The organism is Actinoalloteichus spitiensis RMV-1378 (genome assembly GCF_000239155.1).
GTDB lineage: Bacteria > Actinomycetota > Actinomycetes > Mycobacteriales > Pseudonocardiaceae > Actinoalloteichus_B > Actinoalloteichus_B spitiensis.
Map to the genome: position 1 here is coordinate 1 of NZ_AGVX02000152.1, position 19,479 is coordinate 19,479.

Genomic DNA, 19,479 nt, shown 5'->3' on the forward strand with positions numbered 1-19,479 from the left:
GGGCGTGACCAGTCCGGTCACGCCCCACCGCCGTGGCAGCCCGCGCCCGGGTGCTCAGCCGCGGATCCGCTCGACGAAGTCCCGGGCCACGTCGACGTAGTTCTCCCGGTCCACCTCGACCCGACGGGCCAGCTCGGTCAGGTCGTCGGTGCTGAGCCGCGCGCTCACCTCGTTCAACGCGTCCTGCTGCTCCGCGCTGAGGGCCCCGTCCCGGACCAGGGGGACGACGTTCTGCGCCGGGTACATCTGCCGGGTGTCCGCCAGCTCCACGAAACCGTGCTCCTGGATCGCCGGCATCGTGGTGAACAGGTTCGCGACGTCCACGGTCCCGTCCGCCAGGTTGTCGATCGTGATCGGGCCGCCCGCGTCGGTCGTGCGGATCTCGGCGAACTCGCACCCGTAGAGCTCCTGGATGCGGGACGCCCACCGGTCCCGCCACTCGCCGGCCGCGCCGAGCACCAGCTCACCGCAGACCTCACCGAGGTCGTCCAGCGTCTCCAGGTCGTAGCGCGCCGCCGTGCCCTCCGTGACGGTGAGGACGTCGGAGTTCTGGGCGTCCGCCTGCTCCAGCACCGCGAGCCCCTCGGGCAACCGCTCGGCGAGCGCCCCGTACACGTCCTCCGGAGTCGTCTCACCCGCATCGGTGTCCACGTAGTACAACAGGTTGCCCGTGTACTCGGGGACGACCGTCAACGACCCGTCCTCCAGGCCACCGACCAGGAACTCCCGGCTGCCCACACCAGGCTCGGTGGTGACCTCCGCCCCCGTCTCCCGCAGCACCTCGGCGTAGATCTCCATCAGGATCTGGTTCTCGGCGAAGTCCGCCGACCCGACCCTGACGGTCGCCGACCCCCCACCGCCGTTGCCGGGCCCAGCGCCCTCCGAAAGCGGGTCACCGCTTCCGCAGGCCGTGGCCAGCGCGGCCGTCGACACGGCCACCACCAGTGTCCGTCGTCTCACCACGAACCTCCCGTCGTGCCGACCGTCTCGGCCGGCGTCGTCCTTCGTCCCCCACACCAGCCGTTCGCAACCCGGCCGGCACCACGAGCCACTGCACCCCGGAGAGCACCACGTCCAGCAGGATCGCCAACAGGGCGACCAGCAGCGCGCCGGCGAGCACCTTCGGGTAGTCGACGGCGCGGATCCCGTCGAGCACGTACCGCCCGAGCCCGCCCAGACCCACGTACGCGGCCACGGCGGCGGTGGCCACCACCTGCAACACCGCGTTGCGGATGCCGCCGAGGATCAACGGCATCGCGTTGGGCACCTCCACCTGCCAGAGCCGTTGCCACCGGGTCATCCCCACACCGACGGCCGCGTCCACCACCCGGCGGTCCACCTGTTGCACACCCGAGTAGGCGCCGGCGAGGATCGGCGGCACCGCGAGCACCACGAGCCCGATCAACGTCGCGGTCTGGGTGCCGCCCACGACCAGGTAGAGGAAGGTGACCAGGCCGAGCGTCGGGAGTGCCCGCAGCGCGTTGCCGGCGCCGACCAGCAGCGTCCCGCCACGTCCGGTGTGCCCGACGAACAGACCCGCGGGCAGGGCGACGAGCGTGGCGAACCCGGCGGCGACCAGGCAGTAGTAGAGGTGTTCCAGGAGTCGCGTCGGAATGCCGTCCGGGCCGCGCCAGTGGGCCGGGTCGGCCAACCACTCGATGAGCTGCTGGATCACCGGCTGCCTCCCGGGGTCAGCCTCGTCCACGGGGTCAGGCTGTTCCGCGCCAGGACCAGCGCCCGGTCGACCACCAGGGCCAGGAGGAGCGTCAGCACGATCCCGACCAGGATCGGCGCCAGGTACCGCGTGCGGAAACCCTCGGTGAACAGCACGCCCAAGCCGCCCGTTCCGATGAGCGCGCCCACGCTGACCAGGCTGATGTTGCTCACGGAGGCGACCCGCACCCCGGCGGTCAGCACGGGCACGGCCAGGGGCAGCTCGACGGTGAGGAACCGCCGCAGTGGGCGGTACCCCATCGCGGTGGCGGCGGCGGTCACCGGTCCCGGAACCGCGTCCAACGCTCCCACCACGGACCGGACCAGCAGGGCGGCGGTGTACAGGGTGAGCGCCACGACCACGTTGACGCTGTCCAACGTCCTGGTCCCGATGATGCCGGGGATCACCACGAACAGGGCCAGCGACGGCACGGTGTAGAGGACGCTCGCCCCGCCGAAGACCACCGCCCGGACCGGCGGGAGCCGCTGAGCTCCCCACCCCAGCGGAACGGCCACCAGCAGCCCGAGCAGCAACGGGACCAGCGACAGGTAGACGTGCTGGCCGAACTGCTCGACGAGCTGCTCGCGGTTGCTCGGGCTGCTGAGGTAGCGACCCAGCTCGTCCAGGGTCACCGCCCGCCCTCCGGACGGGCCTGGGTGGCGGCCCGCTCGGCGGCCAGCAGTTCGAGCACCTGGTGCGCCGTCACCACGCCCACGGCTCGTCCGCCGCGGTCCACGACCACTCCCCGGCCCGACGGTGAGGACAACGCGGCGTCGAGGGCACCGCGCAGCGGCAGGCCGAGGGTGTGCAGGGAACCACCCGGCTCCAGCTCCTGCTCGCTGAGCGGCCCCGACACCACGGCCCTCGGCCGCAGCCAGCCCCGGGGGCGCCCGTCCTCGTCGAGGGCCAACAGCCACTCGTCGCCGGACACCACGCCCGACGCCCCGACGGTGACGGTCTCCACCTCGTCGGGTCGCAACGCACCGCCCGCCACGAACGACAGCCCCCAGTACCCCCGGTCCCGGCCGACGAAGTCGGCGACGAAGTCGTTGGCCGGCCGCGCCAACAGCTCCGGCGGTTCGGCGTACTGGGCGAGCACCCCGCCCGTGGCGAACACCGCCACCCGCTCACCCACCCGCACGGCCTCGTCGATGTCGTGGGTGACGAACAGGACGGTCTTGTCCAGCTCGCTCTGCAACCGCAGCAGCTCGTCCTGGAGGCCCTCGCGCACCACCGGGTCCACCGCGCTGAAGGGCTCGTCCATCAGCAGCACGGGCGGGTCCGCCGCCAACGCCCTGGCGACCCCGACCCGCTGTTGCTGGCCCCCGGAGAGCTGCGCCGGGTAGCGGCGTCCCACTTCCTGGGGAAGACCGACGACCTCCAACAGCTCGGCCGCCCGCGCTCGCGCCCGCCGCCGCGTCCACCCGCCCAGCAGGGGCACGGTGGCGACGTTGTCCAGCACCGTGCGGTGCGGGAACAGCCCGGCGTGTTGGATCACGTACCCGATCCCCCTGCGGAGCAGCGCCGGGTCCGCCGACCGGACGTCACGGCCGTCCACGAGGACACGACCCGAGGTGGGCTCCACCATGCGGTTGACCATGCGCAGGGAGGTCGTCTTACCGCAACCGGACGGTCCCACGAACACCGTGATCGTGCCCGCCTCCACCGCCAGGTCCAGGTCGTTCACGGCGACGGTCCCGTCGTCGAACGCCTTGGTGACCGACTGGAACTCGATCAACCGAGCCCCCCAAGCTCTCGCCACGGCCACTCGCCGGCCGAAGTCATCGCCCGACCCTAGACGGAACGGCTCGCCACTGCGACCAAAAGTGCCACCGGGCACGTGCCCCGGTGCGGCTCGTCCGTAGAGTGGGAGAACTGTGGCCACATCGCAGGACAGCGCCAACGCCGGACACCCGGGCGACGTGACGAACACGGCACCCGCCGCCGTGGCCGGGTTGTTGCACGAGGCCGGCATACACCGGGACCGCGTCCGCGCCGTCCTCGCGCTGGTCGCGGAGGGACCGGTGACCCTCGCCGACGCCGTCCGGTTGACGGCGGTGCCCCGGCGCACGGTGGAGGAGCTGTGGGCCGCCCTCGGCCCCGACCTGGACCGGACCTCCCGGCGGGGTGAGGAGGAGACGTTCCGGCTCCGGCCGGGCAGCGTGGCCCGGTACCGCCCGCTCCTCGGCCGGGTCGCCCGCCCGCCCTCGGAGCCCCGGCAACCCGGCTTCGAGGACCACGCCGACCTGGTGGCGACCACCACCGAGGACATCGCGTCCGGCCCGCCGCCCCTCCCGCACCTCGACCACGTGCCGGCGACGCCCACGAGCGTGGTCAACCGCGCGCTGTGGTTGCACCGCTGCTACGACCTCGGGGACGCGAGGGTGACGTTCCTCGGCGACCACGACCTCACCTCACTCGCCCTCTCGGCCCTGTGCCCCAACCTCCCCATCACCGTCGTCGACCTCGACGAGCGCGTGCTCGAGCACATCGACACCCTCGCCACCCGCCGCGGCCTGGGTGTCCGGTGCCTGCACGCCGACCTGCGGTTCGGGCTCCCGCCCACCGCCGTGCGACAGGCGGACCTCGTCTTCACCGACCCGCCCTACACCGAGGAGGGCATCGGCCTGTTCGCGGCGCGGGGCGTCGAGGCGCTGCGCTCCAGCTCCGGACGGCTGGTCGTGGCCTACGGGCACAGCGCGCGCACCCCCCGCCTGGGGTGGACCGTGCAGCGCCAGCTCGGCCGGCTCGGTCTGCTGTTCGAGGCGATCCTGCCCGACTTCGACCGCTACGTCGGGGCGCAGGCGATCGGCAGCAGCAGCGACCTGTACGTCTGCCGACCGGTCAGCGGAGCGGGCCGGCGGCCGCCGGAGACCGCCAACAACATCTACACCCACGGAGCGCAGTCGGTGGAGGCCGGCGGTCGCTCGGCCGAGCGGGCGGCGGACTGGGCGTCCCGGCTGCGGGACCTGGTGGACGCGCCCGACGACGACAGCGCCCCGCGCCGTGTCGACTGGTCCGAGCCGGTCCGGTCACCGGGGGGTGTGCTCCTCGCCGACGCCACCGGCGACCAGGGTTTCGGCCCGCTGCGGATCCTGTTGGCGGCCTCGGCCGACCGGGTCGCGGTGCTGGTGCCGGACGGCCATCCCGACGTGGTGGACGCGAGAGGGCAGCGCCGGCTGGCGGATCTGCTCGAGGGGCGGTACCAGCTCCGCTTCCACCGAGGGGTCCCGGGCCGGGGGCAGGCCGTCATCGCGGCAACCCCTGTCGAGGACCCGGCGCGTCCCGAGGAGCGCACCGTGGCCGAGGGCGAGTGGTGCGCCCGCCAGCTGCTGCGCCGGGCGCACGGTCGGGTCGACAACGTGTGGCGGGAGGCCCTGATCCGCCGGCGCGCGGCCGATGGGGTCACCCTGAACAAGAAGGAGGCGCGGGAGCTGGTGCGCCGGTCGGCGCCGCACCGGGAGGACCTCACCGAACGGCTCATCGACCTCCCCCGGCACCGGCTGGCCGCCCTGCTGGCCGCGGTGCGCGCCTGCTGAACCGGTTGCTCCCGTCACACGGACCACCGGGCTCTCCCCAGTCCGGGCCGGCCACCCCCACCGGTCAGGTCCGCCGGCTCCCGGTCAGCCCGCCCTGGGCACGTGGAGGGGGCCGAGTCCCAAGACGGCCCTGAACTCCTTGGGCGGAACCGGCCGGGAGAACAACCAGCCCTGGTAGGCGTCGACCCCGACACCGCGGAGCACGTGGAACTGGGTCGCCGTCTCGACGCCCTCGGCGACGCAGCTGCGCCCCATCGCCCTGGCCATGTCCACCACCGCGCGGGCCACCGCGAAGTCGGAGGGGTCGGTGCCCACACCGGACACGAACTGGCGGTCCACCTTCACGATCTGGGCCGGGAGCTCCTTGAGCCTGGCGAGGGAGGAGTAGCCCGTCCCGAAGTCGTCCACGGCGAACCGCACGCCCCGGTCCACCAGCTGCCCCATCGCGTTGAGCACGCGGGAGGGCAGGTCCATCAGGCTCGTCTCGACGAGTTCGAGGATGACCCGGTCCCAGGCGATGCCGCTCTCCGTCACGGCGTTGACCACGGACTCGACGAAGTCGGGCACACCCGGTACGAGTCCGGCCAGGTTGACCGCCACCCCCACCTGACGCCCGTCGGGTTCGGGCCAGGACGCGGCCTCCCGCAACGCGGTTCTGAGCACCCAGCGGTCGAGTTCGCGGAGCAGGTCGCCCTGTTCGGCGACCGGGAGGAAGATGTCCGGGTACAGCAGGCCCCGGTCGGGGTGCGGCCACCGCACCAGGGCCTCCGCCGTGCGCACCGACCCGTCGGCCCCCACGACGGGCTGGAAGTGCAGGGTGAGGCCGTCCCGGCTGAGCGCGTCCCGCAGCTGCCCTTCCAGGTGCACCTGGCGGTCCGCCGAGGCGATGAGGGCCGCGCTGGCCAGCGACACCCGCCCGGCGCCCTCCCGCTTCGCCTCGAACATCGCCGCGTCCGCGAACCGCAGCAGGTCCGCGCCGGTGGCGGTTGCGCCGGTGGGAACGGCCGCCCCGATGGACGCCGAGACGCGGACCAGCTGGTTGTGGACCGGTACCGCGGCGCGCAGCAGGCCGGCGACCCGGGTGGCGAGCGCGTCGACGCCCCCGACGGCGGCGACGTTGGAGCAGATCACCACGTACTCGTCACCGGAGATCCGGGCGGCCGTGCAGTGCGGCGGCAGGCCCCCTTCCAGCCTGCGGGCCAGGGCCACCAGCAGTTCGTCTCCCGCGTCGTGGCCCAGGGAGTCGTTGACCCGTTTGAAGTTGTCGATGTCGCAGAACAGCACGGCGAGTTGGTCGGGGTCGACGGTGACCAGGAGTTTTCCCAGTAGCTCCTTGACGGCCGCCCGGTTGGGCAAGCCCGTCAGGTCGTCGTGGGTCGCCTGGTGGCGCAGCGCCTCCGCCGTCCTGCGGCGTTCGGTGATGTCCTGGAAGACGACGAGCCAGAACCGGCTCCCGTCGTCCTGGACGGAGATGGCGATGTGCAGCTCGCAGTACACGGGCTCCCCGCTGGACCGCACCAGGAGGCGCTGCGCGACCTTCGAGCTCTTCTCCCCCGACTCGGCGATCCAGGCGGCGGAGCGGGACCGCGCGCGGCGGTCCTCGGGATGGGTCATCTCCTCGGCGGTGATGCCCCGCAACTGGTCGAGGTCGTAGCCGAGCAGTTCGCACAGCGCGTCGTTGGCGTCGACCAGCCGTTCGGAGTGGTCGAAGATCCCGATGCCCACCGGGGTGATCGACACGAGGTCGGCGAAGCGCTGGCTGGACCGTTCCACGATCGCCTCGGCGGCCCGGTGTTCGGTCACGTCCTGGGCGGTGCCCACCAGGGTCACCCGGCCATCGGGGCCGGTGACGGCCGCGCCGTTGCACCGGAAGATCCGTTCCGCGCCGTCCGCGGTGATCATCTGGTGCTCGCAGGACACCGGTTCGTGCTTGATGGCGAGCTGGCGCCAGAGCCGGTCCACCCACTGCCGGTCGTCGGGGTGGACGAAGCTGAGGTAGCTGCCGTAGGTCAGGTCCAGATCCGAGGACACTCCCACGAGCGCCGCCATCGTCTCGGACCACCGGCACTCGTCCGTGGCCGGATCCCACTCCCAGATGCCCAGCATGGCGACCCGTTCGGCGTCCTCGGCACGCCGGAGCCGTTCGCGGAGCCGCCGCTCGTTCTCCCGGATGGCGGTGATGTCCTGGAGCGTGCCGAGCCACCGGACGACCTCGCCGGACTCGTCGAAGTCGGGGCGGGCGCGCAGCATGAAGAAGTGCTCGCCCGTGAGGTCGCGCAGCTCCATCTCGATCCGGTTGCGCCCGGCGTCGTTGATGAGGGTGGCGGTGGCGTCCCGGTCGTTGGGGTGCACGTTGGCCAGCGGGTCGTCCAGGTCGTAACCGTGGCGGGCGAACATCTCCAACGCGCCCTGGCTGAAGGCCATCTCCTCGGTGGCGGGGTTGTAGGTCCAGCTCCCCACCCCGGCGAGCCGCTCCGCCTCCGCCAGGTCCTGGACATCGGTCAGGCAGCCCACGCCGGGGAACTCCCCGGTGGGCACGCGGGCACCGGTCGCTGTCGGGGAGACGGACCCGGGGAGGGCCGCGACAGGCTGCCGTTCCTCCGCGCAGGGGGTGCAGAGCACGAGGCGGAGGGCGGAGTCCCCGCCGCCGGTCGGCCACACCGACAGCCGTACCGCGATCTCGGAACCGTCGAGGCGGGAGAGCCGGTGCGCACCGCACGCGCCACCTCGGTCGAGGAAACTGTCGAGGTCCTTGCCGATCAGGTCGTCGACGCAGCCCGCCGCCAGCAACCTGGCGAAGGGTTCGTTGGCGTACTCGACGACGTCGCCATCGCTGCACAGCGCCGCCGGAACGGTGAGCGCGGTCAGCCGGTCTAGTTCGGTGGGCGTGGAGGCCTGGGCCTCCGGGGAGTTCTCCGCTGCGCCGCAGCGTGCGCGCCACGCATCCACGCTGATCTCGGCGCGCTGGGCCGGGTCGGTCACGGTCTCATCCTCCCGCACGGCGCCCAGAGGCAGAGCGTTGTCCCACCGAACATGCCGAGTGGACACATTCGGTTGTACTCCATTGGCAGGTGTGGAGCTTCCCCCTGAACGGGCGAGGGAAAGGACACCGTCCGGAGTCGCGCGGTTGACCGCCACCCGAGTCTCCACATCCATTCAGTGTCAAGCTTGAGTCAAGTGCGCTGGTCGTCGGACGGATCCTCCCAGCCGCACGCGGGTCCGCCCGATGCCGGGTCCGGAGGGCCCCGGACCCGACCCTGGTCGCTGCAAGGTATCTCCCCCGGTGGCGGCGGGCCAGCGTCGAGGTTCATTCCGTCACGGCCCCACCCGTGAAGATCGGTCCCTCAAACTGCGGAAGGGTGGATTTCGGAAGCTCTACGTGACCAGCCAGCACACTTCTTCATCCGGATGGGAGAGTTTAGAGGCTAACTACTCGCACAATTCAGTGATTTTCCGACGAGCTCGCTCGCCGGAGAGCCGGCGGAACGGGGCGGGCCGGTCGGCCGCGGCGCGCACCGCGAACGACCGGCCTTCGGGCGAGCCGCTCAGCCGGCGGCGTCCGCCACCGCCTCGGCCACCGCGGGAGCGACCGCCGGGTCGAACACGCTCGGGACCACCCGCTCCGCACTCAGCCCTGGCAGGGCCACCCGGGCGATGGCCTCCGCCGCCGCGAGCTTCATCGGTTCGGTGATGCGACGGGCTCCAGCGTCCAACGCTCCGCGGAACACCCCGGGAAAGGCCAGCACGTTGTTGATCTGGTTGGGGAAGTCGCTCCGCCCGGTGGCGACCACCGATGCGTGCCGCGCGGCGATGTCGGGGTGGATCTCCGGGTCGGGGTTGGACAACGCGAACACCACGGCACCTGGAGCCATCGACGCGACCAGCTCCTCGGGGACAGGCGAGGAGGACAGGCCGACGAGGACGTCCGCCCCCGGGAGCGCCTCCGCCAGTCCACCGGTGATCCCCCTCGGGTTCGTCCGGCCCAGCAGCGTGCGCTTCACCGGGTTCAGGTCGGTACGCCCCGGGTGCAGCGCTCCCCGCGAGTCCAGCACCGTGACGTCGGCGACGCCGGCCGCCAGCAGGATGCGCGCGCACGCGACACCGGCGGCTCCGGCACCGGCGATCACGACCCGCAGCGACTCCACCGCCCGGTCCACCACGGTCGCGGCGCCCCGGAGCGCGGCGAGCACCACGATCGCTGTGCCGTGCTGGTCGTCGTGCATGACCGGGCAGTCGAGCGCCTCGACCAGGCGGTCCTCCAGCTCGAAGCACCTCGGGGCCGCGACGTCCTCCAGGTTCACCGCGCCGAAGGAGGGCCGGAGCCGCACCAGCGTCTCCACGAGCTCGTCGACGTCGGTCGTGTCCAGCACGAGGGGGATGGAGTCGAGGCCGGCGAACTCCTTGAACAACGCCGCCTTCCCCTCCATCACGGGGAGCGCGGCACGAGGCCCCACGTCGCCGAGGCCCAGCACGGCGGTCCCGTCGCTGACGACGGCCACCAACCGACCGGCCCAGGTGTGGGTGGTGGCCAGGGTCGGGTCGTCGGCGATGGCACGGCTCATCCTGGCCACGCCGGGCGTGTAGGCGATCGAGAGGCCCCGGGCGTCGACCAGGGGGCGGGTGAGCTTGACGGCGAGTTTTCCGCCCCGGTGTCCCTCGAGGATCTCGGAGTCGGTCAGCGGCGAGGTCGTGTCCAGCGTTGTCATGTCGTCCTAACTGAGCGAGGGCACCGCCACCGGGCTCCAGCGAGGGGGCGGCGCGGTGGGCCGACAGGGAACTGGGCGGGGCGGGGCGGTGGGCGCGGGCCCGGGGTCTGGCCACGCGGCGACGACGCGGTGCCGGACAGTGTGGCAGCGGGCCGGCGCGTTCCCCAAGGCCGGGCCAGCGAAAGGTGAGGGGTCGTGCACGTCCCCACCACGACGTCCGTCCCTGGTTCGGGCGCGGCTCCGTGACGGCGCTCAGGTTCCCGCTCCTGGAGGAGTCCCCTCGCTGCCGGTCGCAGCGGGTGACCCGGTTGTCGGCGTGCGTGGCCACCAGCGCCGTCCGGGCCGGAACGCACGGTCGGGACGAGGGCCGCCCCCGCCATGCCCGTCGGGCTCCCCGCCGGTCCACCCAGCTCACCCCGACGTCCTCCCCTGCCGGCAGCCGGCCGGGCCGGCCCCTCCGCCGGTGGCGAGGAGCACCTCATACGCTGCCCGGTGTGCAGGTACGCAAGCTTGAGATCGCCGGAGCCGTCGAGTTCATCCCCCCCGTCTTCCCCGACCACCGCGGGCTGTTCGTGGCGCCGTTCCAGGAGGACGCCTTCGTGGAGGCGGTGGGGCGCCCGCTGCGGCTCGCCCAGACCAACCACAGCGTGTCCCGGCGAGGCACCGTTCGCGGTGTGCACTTCTCCGCCGTGCCGCCGGGCCAGGCCAAGTACATCTACTGCCCTCAGGGGGCGCTGCTGGACATCGTCGTCGACATCCGCGTGGGTTCCCCGACCTTCGGCCGGTGGGAGGCGGTTCGGCTGGACTCGCTCGACTTCCACGCGCTCTACCTCGCCGAGGGCCTCGGCCACGCGTTCGTCGCGCTCGAGGACGACACCCTCATGACCTACCTCTGCTCGACCGGGTACCGGCCGGCCTCCGAGCACGGCATCAACCCCCTGGACCCCGAGCTCGGACTTCCGCTCCCCCACGACGGGCTGGTCCTGTCCGACAAGGACCGGAACGCGCCGGCCCTGCGGGAGGCCGAGGCTGCGGGGCTGTTGCCCCGGTACGAGGACTGCGTCGCCTGGTACGAGAGGCCCGCCCCGGGGCAGGACTGAGACGTGGGGCTCCACGCCCTGCGCCGTGTCGGGCGGTGCACGGGCGCCGCCCCGAGTAGGGTCCGGCACGTCGACGCGGTACCCGGGCCGCCAGCAGGGAGGACCCATGCCCCCGTTGCCACCCGACACCCGTGGGGCCGGCGCCCGCGCCCCGCGCCACCCCGGACCCCCCGTCCCAGGGACGTGGTCGGGGGCGGGTGCGCCACCGCGCTCGGGACGGCCGGCGTGAGCGGGCCGGAGCCCCCGGCGGGCCCGCCCGACGTCCGCCACGGGGACCGCCGTCCCCGGGTGTTCCTCGTCCGCCACGGGCAGACGCCCTGGTCGCGCGTGGGTCGCCACACCGGGCGCACCGACGTCCCCCTGACGCCGACGGGTGAGGAACAGGCGGTGCGGGCCGGTGAGGTGCTCCGCGAGGTGCTCCCGACCGGTCCTTCGCCGCTGGTGCTCGTCAGCCCGCGACAGCGCGCCCTCAGGACGGCGGAACTCGCGGGGCTCGGCTCCGCCGAGGTCAGTGACGACCTCCGCGAGCTCGACTACGGGGACTACGAGGGCAGGACGACCGCCGACATCCGCCGCGAGCTCCCCGGGTGGTCGATCTGGACCCACCCCGCTCCCCACGGCGAGTCCGCGAGCCAGGTGACGTCCCGCGCCGACCGCGTCCTGCTCCGGGTCCGGGCGGTGCTCCCGCACCGGGACGTCGTCCTGGTCGGTCACGGCCATCTCAGCCGGGTGTTGATCGCCCGCTGGCTCGGGCTCCCGTTCTCCACCGCCGCGCACTTCTCGATGCTGACCGGGGGCGCGGCGGTGCTGGGGGTCGACAGGGGGACGCCGCAGCTCCAGGCGCTGAACCTGGGATCCTGGGGCCGGTAGGTCCCCGTCGAGGAAGGCGTTCCCACGATCATGCCCGATTCCCGCGTTCGCCGTGTCGAACCCCGTGACGTCACCCGCGTCGTGGAACTGGCGCACCGGTTGGCCGCGCACGAGAAGGCGGCGCACGAGTGCCACCTGACCGACGACGCCCTGCGCACCGCGTTGTTCGGTCCCGAACGTGCCCTGTTCGGCCACGTCGCCGAGGTGGACGGCGAGGTCGTGGGCTTCGCGCTGTGGTTCCTGAACTTCTCGACGTGGCGGGGCTCCCACGGCATCTACCTGGAGGACCTGTTCGTCACGCCCGACCGGCGGGGGGAGGGCTTGGGGCGGGCGTTGCTCGCCGCCCTGGCGGAGCTCTGCGTCGAGCGCGGCTACGCCCGCCTGGAGTGGTCGGTGCTGAACTGGCTGGAACCGACGATCGCCTTCTACCGGTCCCTCGGTGCCGTGCCGATGGACGGGTGGACCGTGTTCCGCCTCACCGGAACCCCGCTGGCCGCGTTGGGCTCGGCGGCTGCGTCCGAGGAGGCGGGGAAGGCGGCTCCGCTCCCGACGGGGTCTTCCTGACGACGCCGGGCACGCCCTCCGGGGGTCGACCCGGCGAGGGAGACGGCACCGCCTGCCGGCGCCCACCAGGTGCGGTCGCTCCGGTCCGGCGGCACGCGATCGCCTGTTGGAGGGCGTCGGTCGGCGCCGCGGGTGTCAGGTGGGATGCGCAGCCACCGGCGCAGCGCCGGTCCCCTCGGCCTGGTTCGGCTCAGAGCGCGCGGCGCATGATGTGCGCACCGACCAGGCCGTGCCGGGGGTGGCGGAAGGCGTCGGGAACGGTCGCCAGCACCTCGAAGCCGAGCGACTTCCACAGCCGAACCGCGTGGGTGTTGGTCTCGACGACGGCGTTGAACTGCATCGCGAGGTAGCCGGCCTCGCCCGCCGCCGTGAGGACGCACTCGGCCAGGCGGCGCCCGAGCCCTCGGCCGGCCTGGTCCGGGTCGACCATGAAGGAGGCGTTGGCCACGTGGTCGCCCCCGGCCGGTTGGTTCGGTTTGAGCAGGGCCGAGGCCAGGACCCGCCCGTCCTCCTCGAGGACGTACACCTTCGCGGGCGGGGGGAGCATCCAGTAGCGGGCCGCCTCGTCCGGACCGACATCGGGCAGCATGTAGGTCTCGCCCTCGGCCACGATCCGGTGCCAGAAGGGCCAGATCTTCGGCCAGTCGGTGGCGTCCGCCTCGCGAAAACGCATCGGAGGTCCTTTCGGCGTCCCTGTCCGGAGCGACGGGACGGTCGCGGCGGTCAGGAGTTCCCGGAGCTCCCGTCCTCCGGCCCCGTCCCGGCGGGGAGCGGCTCCCCGGCCCGCCGCGCCAGCTCCTCCTCGGTCAGGTTGACCGCCCAGAGCCGGGCCCTGATGGTGCACAGCGCGACGAAGGTCGCCACGCAGACGGCACCGAGGGCGAGGCCCGCGAGCCGCTGCTCGGAGGGCCCGAAGGCGTACCAGGCGACGGCGAACAGCAGGATCTGCACGAAGAGCGCCGGGGTCCTGGCCCACGGTCTACCGCGCAGCAGCCCGGCGGCGATGGCGAGCACGCCGAGGCTGAGCAGGCTGAAGTAGGCGACGTGGCCGAACCCGCTCCCACCGGTCTCCTGCCCGACACCGCCGACCTCCCTGGTGAGGAAGACCGCGACGAAGCCGAGACCCCCGAGCCCCTGGAGGGCGACGAGGAGTCCGGCGAGTCGGACGGACCGCGGCGGTGGCTCGGAACGCACGGGGACACCTCACGGGATGGGTATCGGGAATTTCCGAACGCCGATGATAACCCCGGCCAGCGCGGGTTCTCCGTGGCGCGGCCCGGCCCGGGCGGTGCGGGGCGCCCGTCACGGCGCGCGCCGGGCGTCGCCCGCACAGGCGACGCGCGATCACGCGACGGACTGGCCTACCCTGCGATGCGTGCGCGCGCTCCTCGTGGTCAACCCGCAGGCCACCTCCACGACGTCGGGGGTTCGGGATGTGCTCGCGCACGCACTGGCGAGCACGGTGCGGCTGGAGGTCGCCGAGACGGACTACCGGGGGCATGCCGCGGACGCGGCCGCGCGGGCCATGGACGACGGCGTGGACCTCGTCGTCGCCCTCGGCGGTGACGGCACGGTGAACGAGGTGGTCAACGGCCTGCTGCGCCGTGGTGTCCGGGACGACGTCCCCGCGTTGGGCGTGGTTCCCGGTGGCATGGGCAACGTCTTCGCCCGGGCGCTCGGCATGCCCCGGGACCCCGTCGAGGCGACGCACCAGCTGCTCACCGCGATCGAGGAGGGGCGGTCCCGCCGGGTGGGCCTCGGTCGCGCCAACGGCAGGTGGTTCACGTTCAACGCGGGGGTGGGCTGGGACGCCGACGTGATCGCCGGCGTCGAGCGCCTCCGCGCCAGGGGCCACGAGGCGAGCGCCGCCCGTTACGTGCGCATCGCGGTGGCCAACTACTTCCGGCTCGTCGGTCGCCGTCCCCGGATCACCGCCACCCTGCCCGGCCGGGAGCCCGAGACCGGGCTCCACCTGGCGTTCGTGTCGAACACCGACCCCTGGACCTACCTCGGCCGCCGTCCCCTGCACGTGAACCCCGGTGCTTCCTTCGACGGCGGGCTCGGCGTCTTCGGCCTCCGGTCCACCGCGCTGCCGACCGTGCTCCGACACCTCGGGCAGGTGATCAGCTCGAAGCGGGAACCGAAGGGGCGCGCGGTGTTGCGGGTGGACGACGTGCCCTCGGTCGTGGTCCGTTGCGCGCTGCCCACGGGGCTCCAGGTGGACGGCGACTTCCTCGGGCACCACACCACGATCGAGTTCTCCGCAACACGAAACGCCCTACAGGTAGTAGTCTGATTCGCGGGCAATCACAACGGGCGCGAGTGTCATACCGCCATAGGGTGTGGGTCGGCCGGCGAGCTCCCCGACTTGGCCGCACTCGTAGCTACTCAGCGTGATCAAAATTGATCTTACAGGTGAGTTGCCTCACCCGATTGGATCTAACCCCTTGACATTGCGCCAGTTCGTGAAAGCATTCACAAGGCAAGGCACGTGAAAGCCTTCACAAGCACCCGCCACACTTACCCCCGAACAACGACCGGCGCGTTGCATCGCGCCTAGCGAGGAGCACGTAACAATGGACTGGCGCCACCGCGCGGCCTGCCGTGACGAGGACCCTGAGCTGTTCTTCCCCGTGGGCAACAGCGGTCCCGCCCTCCTGCAGATCGCCGAGGCGAAGGCCGTCTGCCGACGGTGCCCGGTGTCCTCCGAGTGCCTGACCTGGGCTTTGGAGAGCGGGCAGGACGCAGGCGTCTGGGGCGGAATGAGCGAGGACGAGCGGCGCGCGCTGAAGCGGCGCAACGCCCGGACCCGCGCACGGAGCAACGCCTGAGCCGCGCGAACCCTCTGATCACGCCGAGAGCCCCCGAGCTCTCGGCGTTTTCATGTTCGGGGCATTTCCCTTCCCGCGAAGCCGTCATGCACCGGTGGAATCGAGACGATTCCACCGGCCCCACAAAAGCCGCGGCCGACAACGGACCGACGTGGCGACTTCGTCGCACCGTTACCCCCGCCGGTGGCGGTGCGTCACCCCGGACGGCGCAGTGACCTCCGCCATCCGGCGGAGTCCCGGCCGTCACCGGCGGCGCTTGAGCGGAACACGCAGGACCGCCTGCGTCCCCACCGGCTCACCCCTCCGCAGGCTCAACGACCCCTGGAGCTCGGAATCCACCAGCGTGCGCACGATCTGGAGGCCGAGCCCGTCGGCGCGTTCGAGGGAGAACCCGGCCGGTAGCCCCTTGCCGTTGTCGTTGACCAGCACGTCCAGCCACTTCGCCGAGCGGCTCGCCGACAACGAGACATCCCCGCGCTGCCCACGGCTGAACGCGTGCTCGATGGCGTTCTGCACCAGTTCGGTCAGCACCATCACCAACGGAGTGGCCAGTTCGGCCGGAACGACCCCGAACCGGCCGTCCCGGCGCACCGCCACCCGGCTCTCCGCGGCCGCGACGTCGCTCATCATGGGGATCACCCGGTCGATCACGTCATCGAGGTCGACCCGCTCGTCCACCGACATCGACAGGGTCTCGTGCACCAACGCGATCGACGTCACCCGTCGCATGGACTCCTGGAGGGCCTGCCGCGCCTCCGGCGTGGACATCCTCCTCGACTGGAGCCGCAGCAACGCGGCGACCGTCTGGAGGTTGTTCTTCACCCGGTGGTGGATCTCGCGGATCGTGGCGTCCTTTGACATCAGGGCCCGGTCGCGCCGCTTCAGGTCGGTGACGTCACGCACCAGCACGAGCGCTCCCGCCGCCTGTCCTCGCGGTCGCAGCGGCAGCGCGCGGAAGAGCACGGTGGCGCCCCTGGCCTCCGCCTCCATCCGCATGCTCGGTTGGCCGTCGACGGCCAACCGGATGCGCTGGGCCACCTCCGTGGCGTCGAACGGGTCGGAGATCAACGCCCGGGTGAGCGGTGCGAGCTGGGTGCCCAGGAGGTCCGCCGCATGCCCCATCCGGTGGTACGCGGACAGGGCGTTCGGGCTGGCGAAGACCGCCGATCCCGTGGCGTCCAGCCGGATCAGGCCGTCACCGACCCGGGGGCTGGTGTGCACGTCCGGGGCGGGTTCACTCGTGGGAAAACTCCCGTCGGCCACCATCTGGCACAGGTCGGAGGCGCTGCCGAGGTAGGAGATCTCCAAGGGGCTGGGGACCCTCGGCATCGCCAGGTTCGTGTCCCGGCTCAGCACGGCCACCACCTGGTTGCCGTACCGGACCGGGATGGTCTCCCGGCGGACGGGCACCCCGAGGTGCCACTTCGGTTCCTCCTCCCGGCAGATGCGCCCGTCGAGGACGGCGCGCCGGAGCTGGGGGTGCTCGACGGAGGTGACGACGCCGCCCACCAGGTCCTCGGGATGCGCCGTCGGCGCCGTGGTGGGCCGGGCCTGCGCCACGCAGAGGAACCGTCCGTCGTCGACCTCGCCGTCGGCGTCCTCCACCGGCGTCCACAACAGGAAGTCCGCGAAGGAGAGGTCGGACAGCAGCTGCCACTCCGCGACCACCATCTGCAGGTGGTCCACGACACCGTCCGACAAGGTGGTGTGTTCGGCGAGCAGGTCACTGAGCGTGGACAAGGCCACCACCCCGTCCAGAGATGAAGGTTCCGGTCACGGTCTCTCCGTCACTCGACGATGGCGATCAGGTCGCCCTCCTGGACGACGTCTCCCTCCGCGACCGCCAGCCGGGAGAGGGTTCCCGCGATCTCCGTGAGCACCGGGATCTCCATCTTCATCGACTCGAGGAGCACGAGGGTGTCCCCGTCGTCAACGGCCTGCCCCTCGGTCGCCAGCACCTGGAGCACGTTTCCCACGATCTCGGCCCGAATCTCCTCGGCCATACCGTCCCGCCTTCACTCGGAGTTCCCCTCCGACATCCAACCACGCCCCTGGGCACACCATCTCCGGCCCGGCCCCCGTGCGCGGAGACCGCCGTCCCCCCTTCTGGGCCTGGAACGGGGTTACCCACCCCGGCCCTCGCGCACCCCGCCCGCCGCGTCCCCCGGGCTCCCGCCCAACCCCGGTCGACGGCCCGTGCCGGCCCGGCGCGCCGTGGTCGCGGTTCCCCCGGGCCCGGGAACGCCAGCAGGGCAACCCCCGGCCGGGCCAACCCGGGCCGGGTGTCAAACTGACGGGCAGACCTGCGCCCGGCTCCGCCTGGCGGTACCGGTCGCTCCTCCACGACGGCGAGGCGTGTGGAGGCCCCACGAAGGAGGAACGCATGGGAAAGCGTGCGCGCAAGAAGCGTGACCGGAAGAAGAACAAGGCCAACCACGGCAAGCGGCCCAACTCCTGAAGCCGACGACGGGGGCCCGGAGCACACGCTCCGGGCCCCCGTCGCTGTTCGACGTGCCGCCGTGGCGGTCAGGCCTCCTCGTCCACCCGCTGGTTGGTGAGGGTGACCTCCACGGTGCGGGCACCGCCCTCGGCGGGCTCCACCGTCACCTCGGCCTGCGCGAGCACCGTCTCCCTGATGGAGGCCCGCAGCCGCTGTTTGAAGTCCTCCGAGGCCTGCTCACCACCGCACTTGCGGGCCAACAGCTCCTTCAGGTGTTCCTCGATCCCGAAGTGCTCCAGGCATCGGCCGCACTCGTCCAGGTGCCGTTGCAGCACCTCCCGGCGCTTCTCGTCGCACTCGTGGTCGAGGTACAGCCACAGCTCGCCAAGGACCTCGTGACACGGTGTCGTCGCGTCGCCACAACTCACGAGCCAGTCACCTCCCGCTGCCCCGACCGGAGAAATCCACGGTCCCTCGCCACGTCCGTGAGCAGCTCGCGCAGCTGTGCCCGGCCTCGGTGCAGTCGGGACATCACTGTTCCGATCGGTGTTCCCATGATCTCCGCGATCTCCTTGTAGGAGAAGCCCTCGACATCCGCGAGGTAGACGGCCATCCGGAAGTCCTCGGCGAGCTCCTGCAACGCCGCCTTGACCGCGGTGTCCGGCAACCGGTCCAGCGCCTCCACCTCGGCGGAGCGCAGCCCCTGCGAGGTGTGGCTCTCGGCCTGGGCCAGCTGCCAGTCGGCGATCTCGTCGGTCGGCTGCTGCTGGGGCTGCCGCTGCTTCTTGCGGTAGCCGTTGATGTAGGTGTTGGTCAGGATGCGGTACAGCCACGCCTTGAGGTTCGTGCCGGACGCGAACGACTCGAAGGCCGCGTAGGCCTTGAGGAACGTCTCCTGGACGAGGTCCTCGGCGTCGGCGGCGTTCCTGGTCATCCGCAGGGCAGCGCCGTAGAGCTGGTCGAGCAGGGGCATGGCGTCCCGTTCGAACCGCGCCGCCCGTTCGGCGGCGCTCTCCGCCGGCTGGTCCTCGCCCCGCGAGGACGGGCCCCCGCTGGCGGGGCGCCCGGCTTCGGACCTCCCGGTCACCGGCCTCCTTCCCCGCCGCGCGGACAGCCCGGCGGTCACCCTCGACGTGGGCCGACCACGCTGGCCGGCGACCGCCGCCAACCCTACGTCGTCGTGCCCGCATTCGCGCGTTACGACATCTGTGACCACGTCCAGCCCAACGCCACCCGCGCCGCGCGCATTCCCCGGGGGTGCCCGTCGTCACCCCGTCCTCCCCTCGTCCGGACCGCCTACCATTCCGGCATGGCGGGACAGGGGACACCGGCGACCACCCTGGTGAGCAGACGAGGCGTGCCGCACACGCTGCACTCCTACGACCACGACCCCAGGCACGAGTCGTACGGGCTGGAAGCGGCCGAGGCGCTGGGCGTCCCACCGGAGCGGGTGTTCAAGACGTTGGTGGCCGACTCGGCCGGCACCCTGCTGATCGGGGTCATCCCGGTGACCAGGCAGCTGGACCTCAAGGCGCTCGCCGCCGCCGTGGGGATGAAGAAGGCGCGGCTGGCGGAGGTGGCCGACGCCGAACGCGCCACCGGGTACGTCGCCGGGGGCATCTCGCCGCTCGGGCAGCGTCGACGTCTCCCACTGGTGCTCGACGTCACCGCCGAGGAGTTCGACACCATCTTCTGCAGCGGCGGCCGCCGCGGCC

The 19,479-nt window shown here is 72.3% G+C and carries 20 protein-coding genes; 8 read left to right on the plus strand and 12 right to left on the minus strand.

Features of this window, described 5'->3' with window-relative positions:
- Positions 1–54 precede the first annotated feature (54 nt).
- The 4 genes from ACTIDRAF_RS0208090 to ACTIDRAF_RS0208105 are packed head-to-tail and all read right to left on the minus strand — an operon-like array spanning position 55 to position 3,452.
- Positions 55–960 carry an ABC transporter substrate-binding protein gene (locus ACTIDRAF_RS0208090; protein WP_245533473.1) on the minus strand — a complete coding sequence of 302 codons (906 nt, stop codon included), beginning with the start codon at positions 958–960 and terminating at the stop codon, positions 55–57.
- Positions 893–1,675, minus strand: a complete 783-nt coding sequence (locus ACTIDRAF_RS27820; RefSeq protein WP_083886168.1) for an ABC transporter permease — start codon at positions 1,673–1,675, stop codon at positions 893–895. Before ACTIDRAF_RS27820 ends, ACTIDRAF_RS0208090 begins: the two co-directional genes overlap by 68 nt.
- The gene (locus ACTIDRAF_RS0208100) at positions 1,672–2,340 is read right to left on the minus strand and encodes an ABC transporter permease (RefSeq protein WP_026065892.1); all 669 of its coding nucleotides are present in this window, start codon (positions 2,338–2,340) and stop codon (positions 1,672–1,674) included. Before ACTIDRAF_RS0208100 ends, ACTIDRAF_RS27820 begins: the two co-directional genes overlap by 4 nt.
- A gap of 2 nt (positions 2,341–2,342) precedes the next feature.
- Positions 2,343–3,452, minus strand: coding sequence for an ABC transporter ATP-binding protein (locus ACTIDRAF_RS0208105; RefSeq protein WP_016698230.1), 1,110 nt, complete (start codon positions 3,450–3,452; stop codon positions 2,343–2,345).
- 139 nt (positions 3,453–3,591) lie between these two features.
- On the opposite strand from ACTIDRAF_RS0208105, the gene ACTIDRAF_RS0208110 reads away from it, so the two are divergent.
- A complete protein-coding gene (locus tag ACTIDRAF_RS0208110) occupies positions 3,592–5,253 on the plus strand; it encodes a bis-aminopropyl spermidine synthase family protein (RefSeq protein ID WP_026065893.1) in 1,662 nt (553 codons plus the stop codon).
- 84 nt (positions 5,254–5,337) lie between these two features.
- Here ACTIDRAF_RS0208110 and ACTIDRAF_RS0208115 read toward each other — a convergent pair whose 3' ends face one another.
- A complete protein-coding gene (locus ACTIDRAF_RS0208115) occupies positions 5,338–8,235 on the minus strand; it encodes a sensor domain-containing protein (RefSeq protein ID WP_016698232.1) in 2,898 nt (965 codons plus the stop codon).
- A 563-nt stretch (positions 8,236–8,798) separates the two neighbouring features.
- Positions 8,799–9,959: an NAD(P)-dependent malic enzyme gene (locus tag ACTIDRAF_RS0208120; protein WP_016698233.1), complete on the minus strand. Its 1,161-nt coding sequence runs from the start codon at positions 9,957–9,959 to the stop codon at positions 8,799–8,801.
- 494 nt (positions 9,960–10,453) lie between these two features.
- Between ACTIDRAF_RS0208120 and ACTIDRAF_RS0208125 the strand changes: the two genes are divergently transcribed.
- The 3 genes from ACTIDRAF_RS0208125 to ACTIDRAF_RS0208135 all read left to right on the plus strand — a co-directional run bounded on the left by ACTIDRAF_RS0208125 (position 10,454) and on the right by ACTIDRAF_RS0208135 (position 12,493).
- Complete coding sequence (locus ACTIDRAF_RS0208125) at positions 10,454–11,059, plus strand: dTDP-4-dehydrorhamnose 3,5-epimerase family protein (RefSeq protein WP_016698234.1); 606 nt, start codon at positions 10,454–10,456, stop codon at positions 11,057–11,059.
- Positions 11,060–11,284: 225 nt separating this feature from the next.
- Entirely contained in the window at positions 11,285–11,929 is a 645-nt protein-coding gene (locus ACTIDRAF_RS0208130) for a histidine phosphatase family protein (protein ID WP_157162914.1), read from the plus strand.
- Between the two features lie 30 nt (positions 11,930–11,959).
- Positions 11,960–12,493 carry a GNAT family N-acetyltransferase gene (locus ACTIDRAF_RS0208135; protein WP_016698236.1) on the plus strand — a complete coding sequence of 178 codons (534 nt, stop codon included), beginning with the start codon at positions 11,960–11,962 and terminating at the stop codon, positions 12,491–12,493.
- A gap of 190 nt (positions 12,494–12,683) precedes the next feature.
- Here the strand turns inward: ACTIDRAF_RS0208135 and ACTIDRAF_RS0208140 are convergent, their stop codons facing one another.
- Together ACTIDRAF_RS0208140 and ACTIDRAF_RS27825 are read right to left on the minus strand one after the other, a co-directional pair.
- The gene (locus tag ACTIDRAF_RS0208140) at positions 12,684–13,166 is read right to left on the minus strand and encodes a GNAT family N-acetyltransferase (protein ID WP_016698237.1); all 483 of its coding nucleotides are present in this window, start codon (positions 13,164–13,166) and stop codon (positions 12,684–12,686) included.
- Positions 13,167–13,216: 50 nt separating this feature from the next.
- On the minus strand, positions 13,217–13,687 hold the full coding sequence (locus ACTIDRAF_RS27825) for a hypothetical protein (protein WP_016698238.1): 471 nt from the start codon (positions 13,685–13,687) through the stop codon (positions 13,217–13,219).
- A 181-nt stretch (positions 13,688–13,868) separates the two neighbouring features.
- Between ACTIDRAF_RS27825 and ACTIDRAF_RS0208150 the strand changes: the two genes are divergently transcribed.
- Together ACTIDRAF_RS0208150 and ACTIDRAF_RS0208155 are read left to right on the plus strand one after the other, a co-directional pair.
- Entirely contained in the window at positions 13,869–14,789 is a 921-nt protein-coding gene (locus ACTIDRAF_RS0208150; protein WP_016698239.1) for a diacylglycerol/lipid kinase family protein, read from the plus strand.
- Positions 14,790–15,069: 280 nt separating this feature from the next.
- Positions 15,070–15,324 carry a WhiB family transcriptional regulator gene (locus tag ACTIDRAF_RS0208155; RefSeq protein ID WP_016698240.1) on the plus strand — a complete coding sequence of 85 codons (255 nt, stop codon included), beginning with the start codon at positions 15,070–15,072 and terminating at the stop codon, positions 15,322–15,324.
- Positions 15,325–15,567: 243 nt separating this feature from the next.
- On the opposite strand, the gene ACTIDRAF_RS0208160 is transcribed toward ACTIDRAF_RS0208155, so the two are convergent.
- Both ACTIDRAF_RS0208160 and ACTIDRAF_RS0208165 read right to left on the minus strand, forming a co-directional pair.
- Positions 15,568–17,064, minus strand: a complete 1,497-nt coding sequence (locus ACTIDRAF_RS0208160; protein WP_026065895.1) for a sensor histidine kinase — start codon at positions 17,062–17,064, stop codon at positions 15,568–15,570.
- Between the two features lie 47 nt (positions 17,065–17,111).
- Positions 17,112–17,327, minus strand: coding sequence for a biotin/lipoyl-binding carrier protein (locus ACTIDRAF_RS0208165; RefSeq protein ID WP_016698242.1), 216 nt, complete (start codon positions 17,325–17,327; stop codon positions 17,112–17,114).
- Between the two features lie 380 nt (positions 17,328–17,707).
- On the opposite strand from ACTIDRAF_RS0208165, the gene ACTIDRAF_RS35540 reads away from it, so the two are divergent.
- Positions 17,708–17,782 (plus strand): 50S ribosomal protein bL37, encoded by a 75-nt coding sequence (locus ACTIDRAF_RS35540; RefSeq protein WP_372493020.1) that lies wholly within the window; start codon positions 17,708–17,710, stop codon positions 17,780–17,782.
- 68 nt (positions 17,783–17,850) lie between these two features.
- On the opposite strand, the gene rsrA is transcribed toward ACTIDRAF_RS35540, so the two are convergent.
- Positions 17,851–18,192, minus strand: a complete 342-nt coding sequence (rsrA, locus tag ACTIDRAF_RS0208170; protein WP_016698243.1) for a mycothiol system anti-sigma-R factor — start codon at positions 18,190–18,192, stop codon at positions 17,851–17,853.
- Positions 18,189–18,851 carry a sigma-70 family RNA polymerase sigma factor gene (locus tag ACTIDRAF_RS0208175; RefSeq protein WP_016698244.1) on the minus strand — a complete coding sequence of 221 codons (663 nt, stop codon included), beginning with the start codon at positions 18,849–18,851 and terminating at the stop codon, positions 18,189–18,191. The genes rsrA and ACTIDRAF_RS0208175 overlap by 4 nt, the downstream gene beginning before the upstream one ends.
- Positions 18,852–19,073: 222 nt before the next feature.
- Between ACTIDRAF_RS0208175 and ACTIDRAF_RS0208180 the strand changes: the two genes are divergently transcribed.
- A partial coding sequence (locus tag ACTIDRAF_RS0208180; protein ID WP_026065896.1) for an aminoacyl-tRNA deacylase occupies positions 19,074–19,479 on the plus strand: 406 nt, incomplete at its 3' end.

What these genes read in the sequence shown, in the direction of transcription:
- ACTIDRAF_RS0208120 (WP_016698233.1), bottom strand. Translation starts at nt 9,959, where the DNA reads ATGACAACGCTGGACACGACCTCGCCGCTGACCGACTCCGAGATCCTC.
- ACTIDRAF_RS0208135 (WP_016698236.1), top strand. Translation starts at nt 11,960, where the DNA reads ATGCCCGATTCCCGCGTTCGCCGTGTCGAACCCCGTGACGTCACCCGC.
- ACTIDRAF_RS0208140 (WP_016698237.1), bottom strand. Translation starts at nt 13,166, where the DNA reads ATGCGTTTTCGCGAGGCGGACGCCACCGACTGGCCGAAGATCTGGCCC.
- ACTIDRAF_RS0208155 (WP_016698240.1), top strand. Translation starts at nt 15,070, where the DNA reads ATGGACTGGCGCCACCGCGCGGCCTGCCGTGACGAGGACCCTGAGCTG.
- ACTIDRAF_RS0208165 (WP_016698242.1), bottom strand. Translation starts at nt 17,327, where the DNA reads ATGGCCGAGGAGATTCGGGCCGAGATCGTGGGAAACGTGCTCCAGGTG.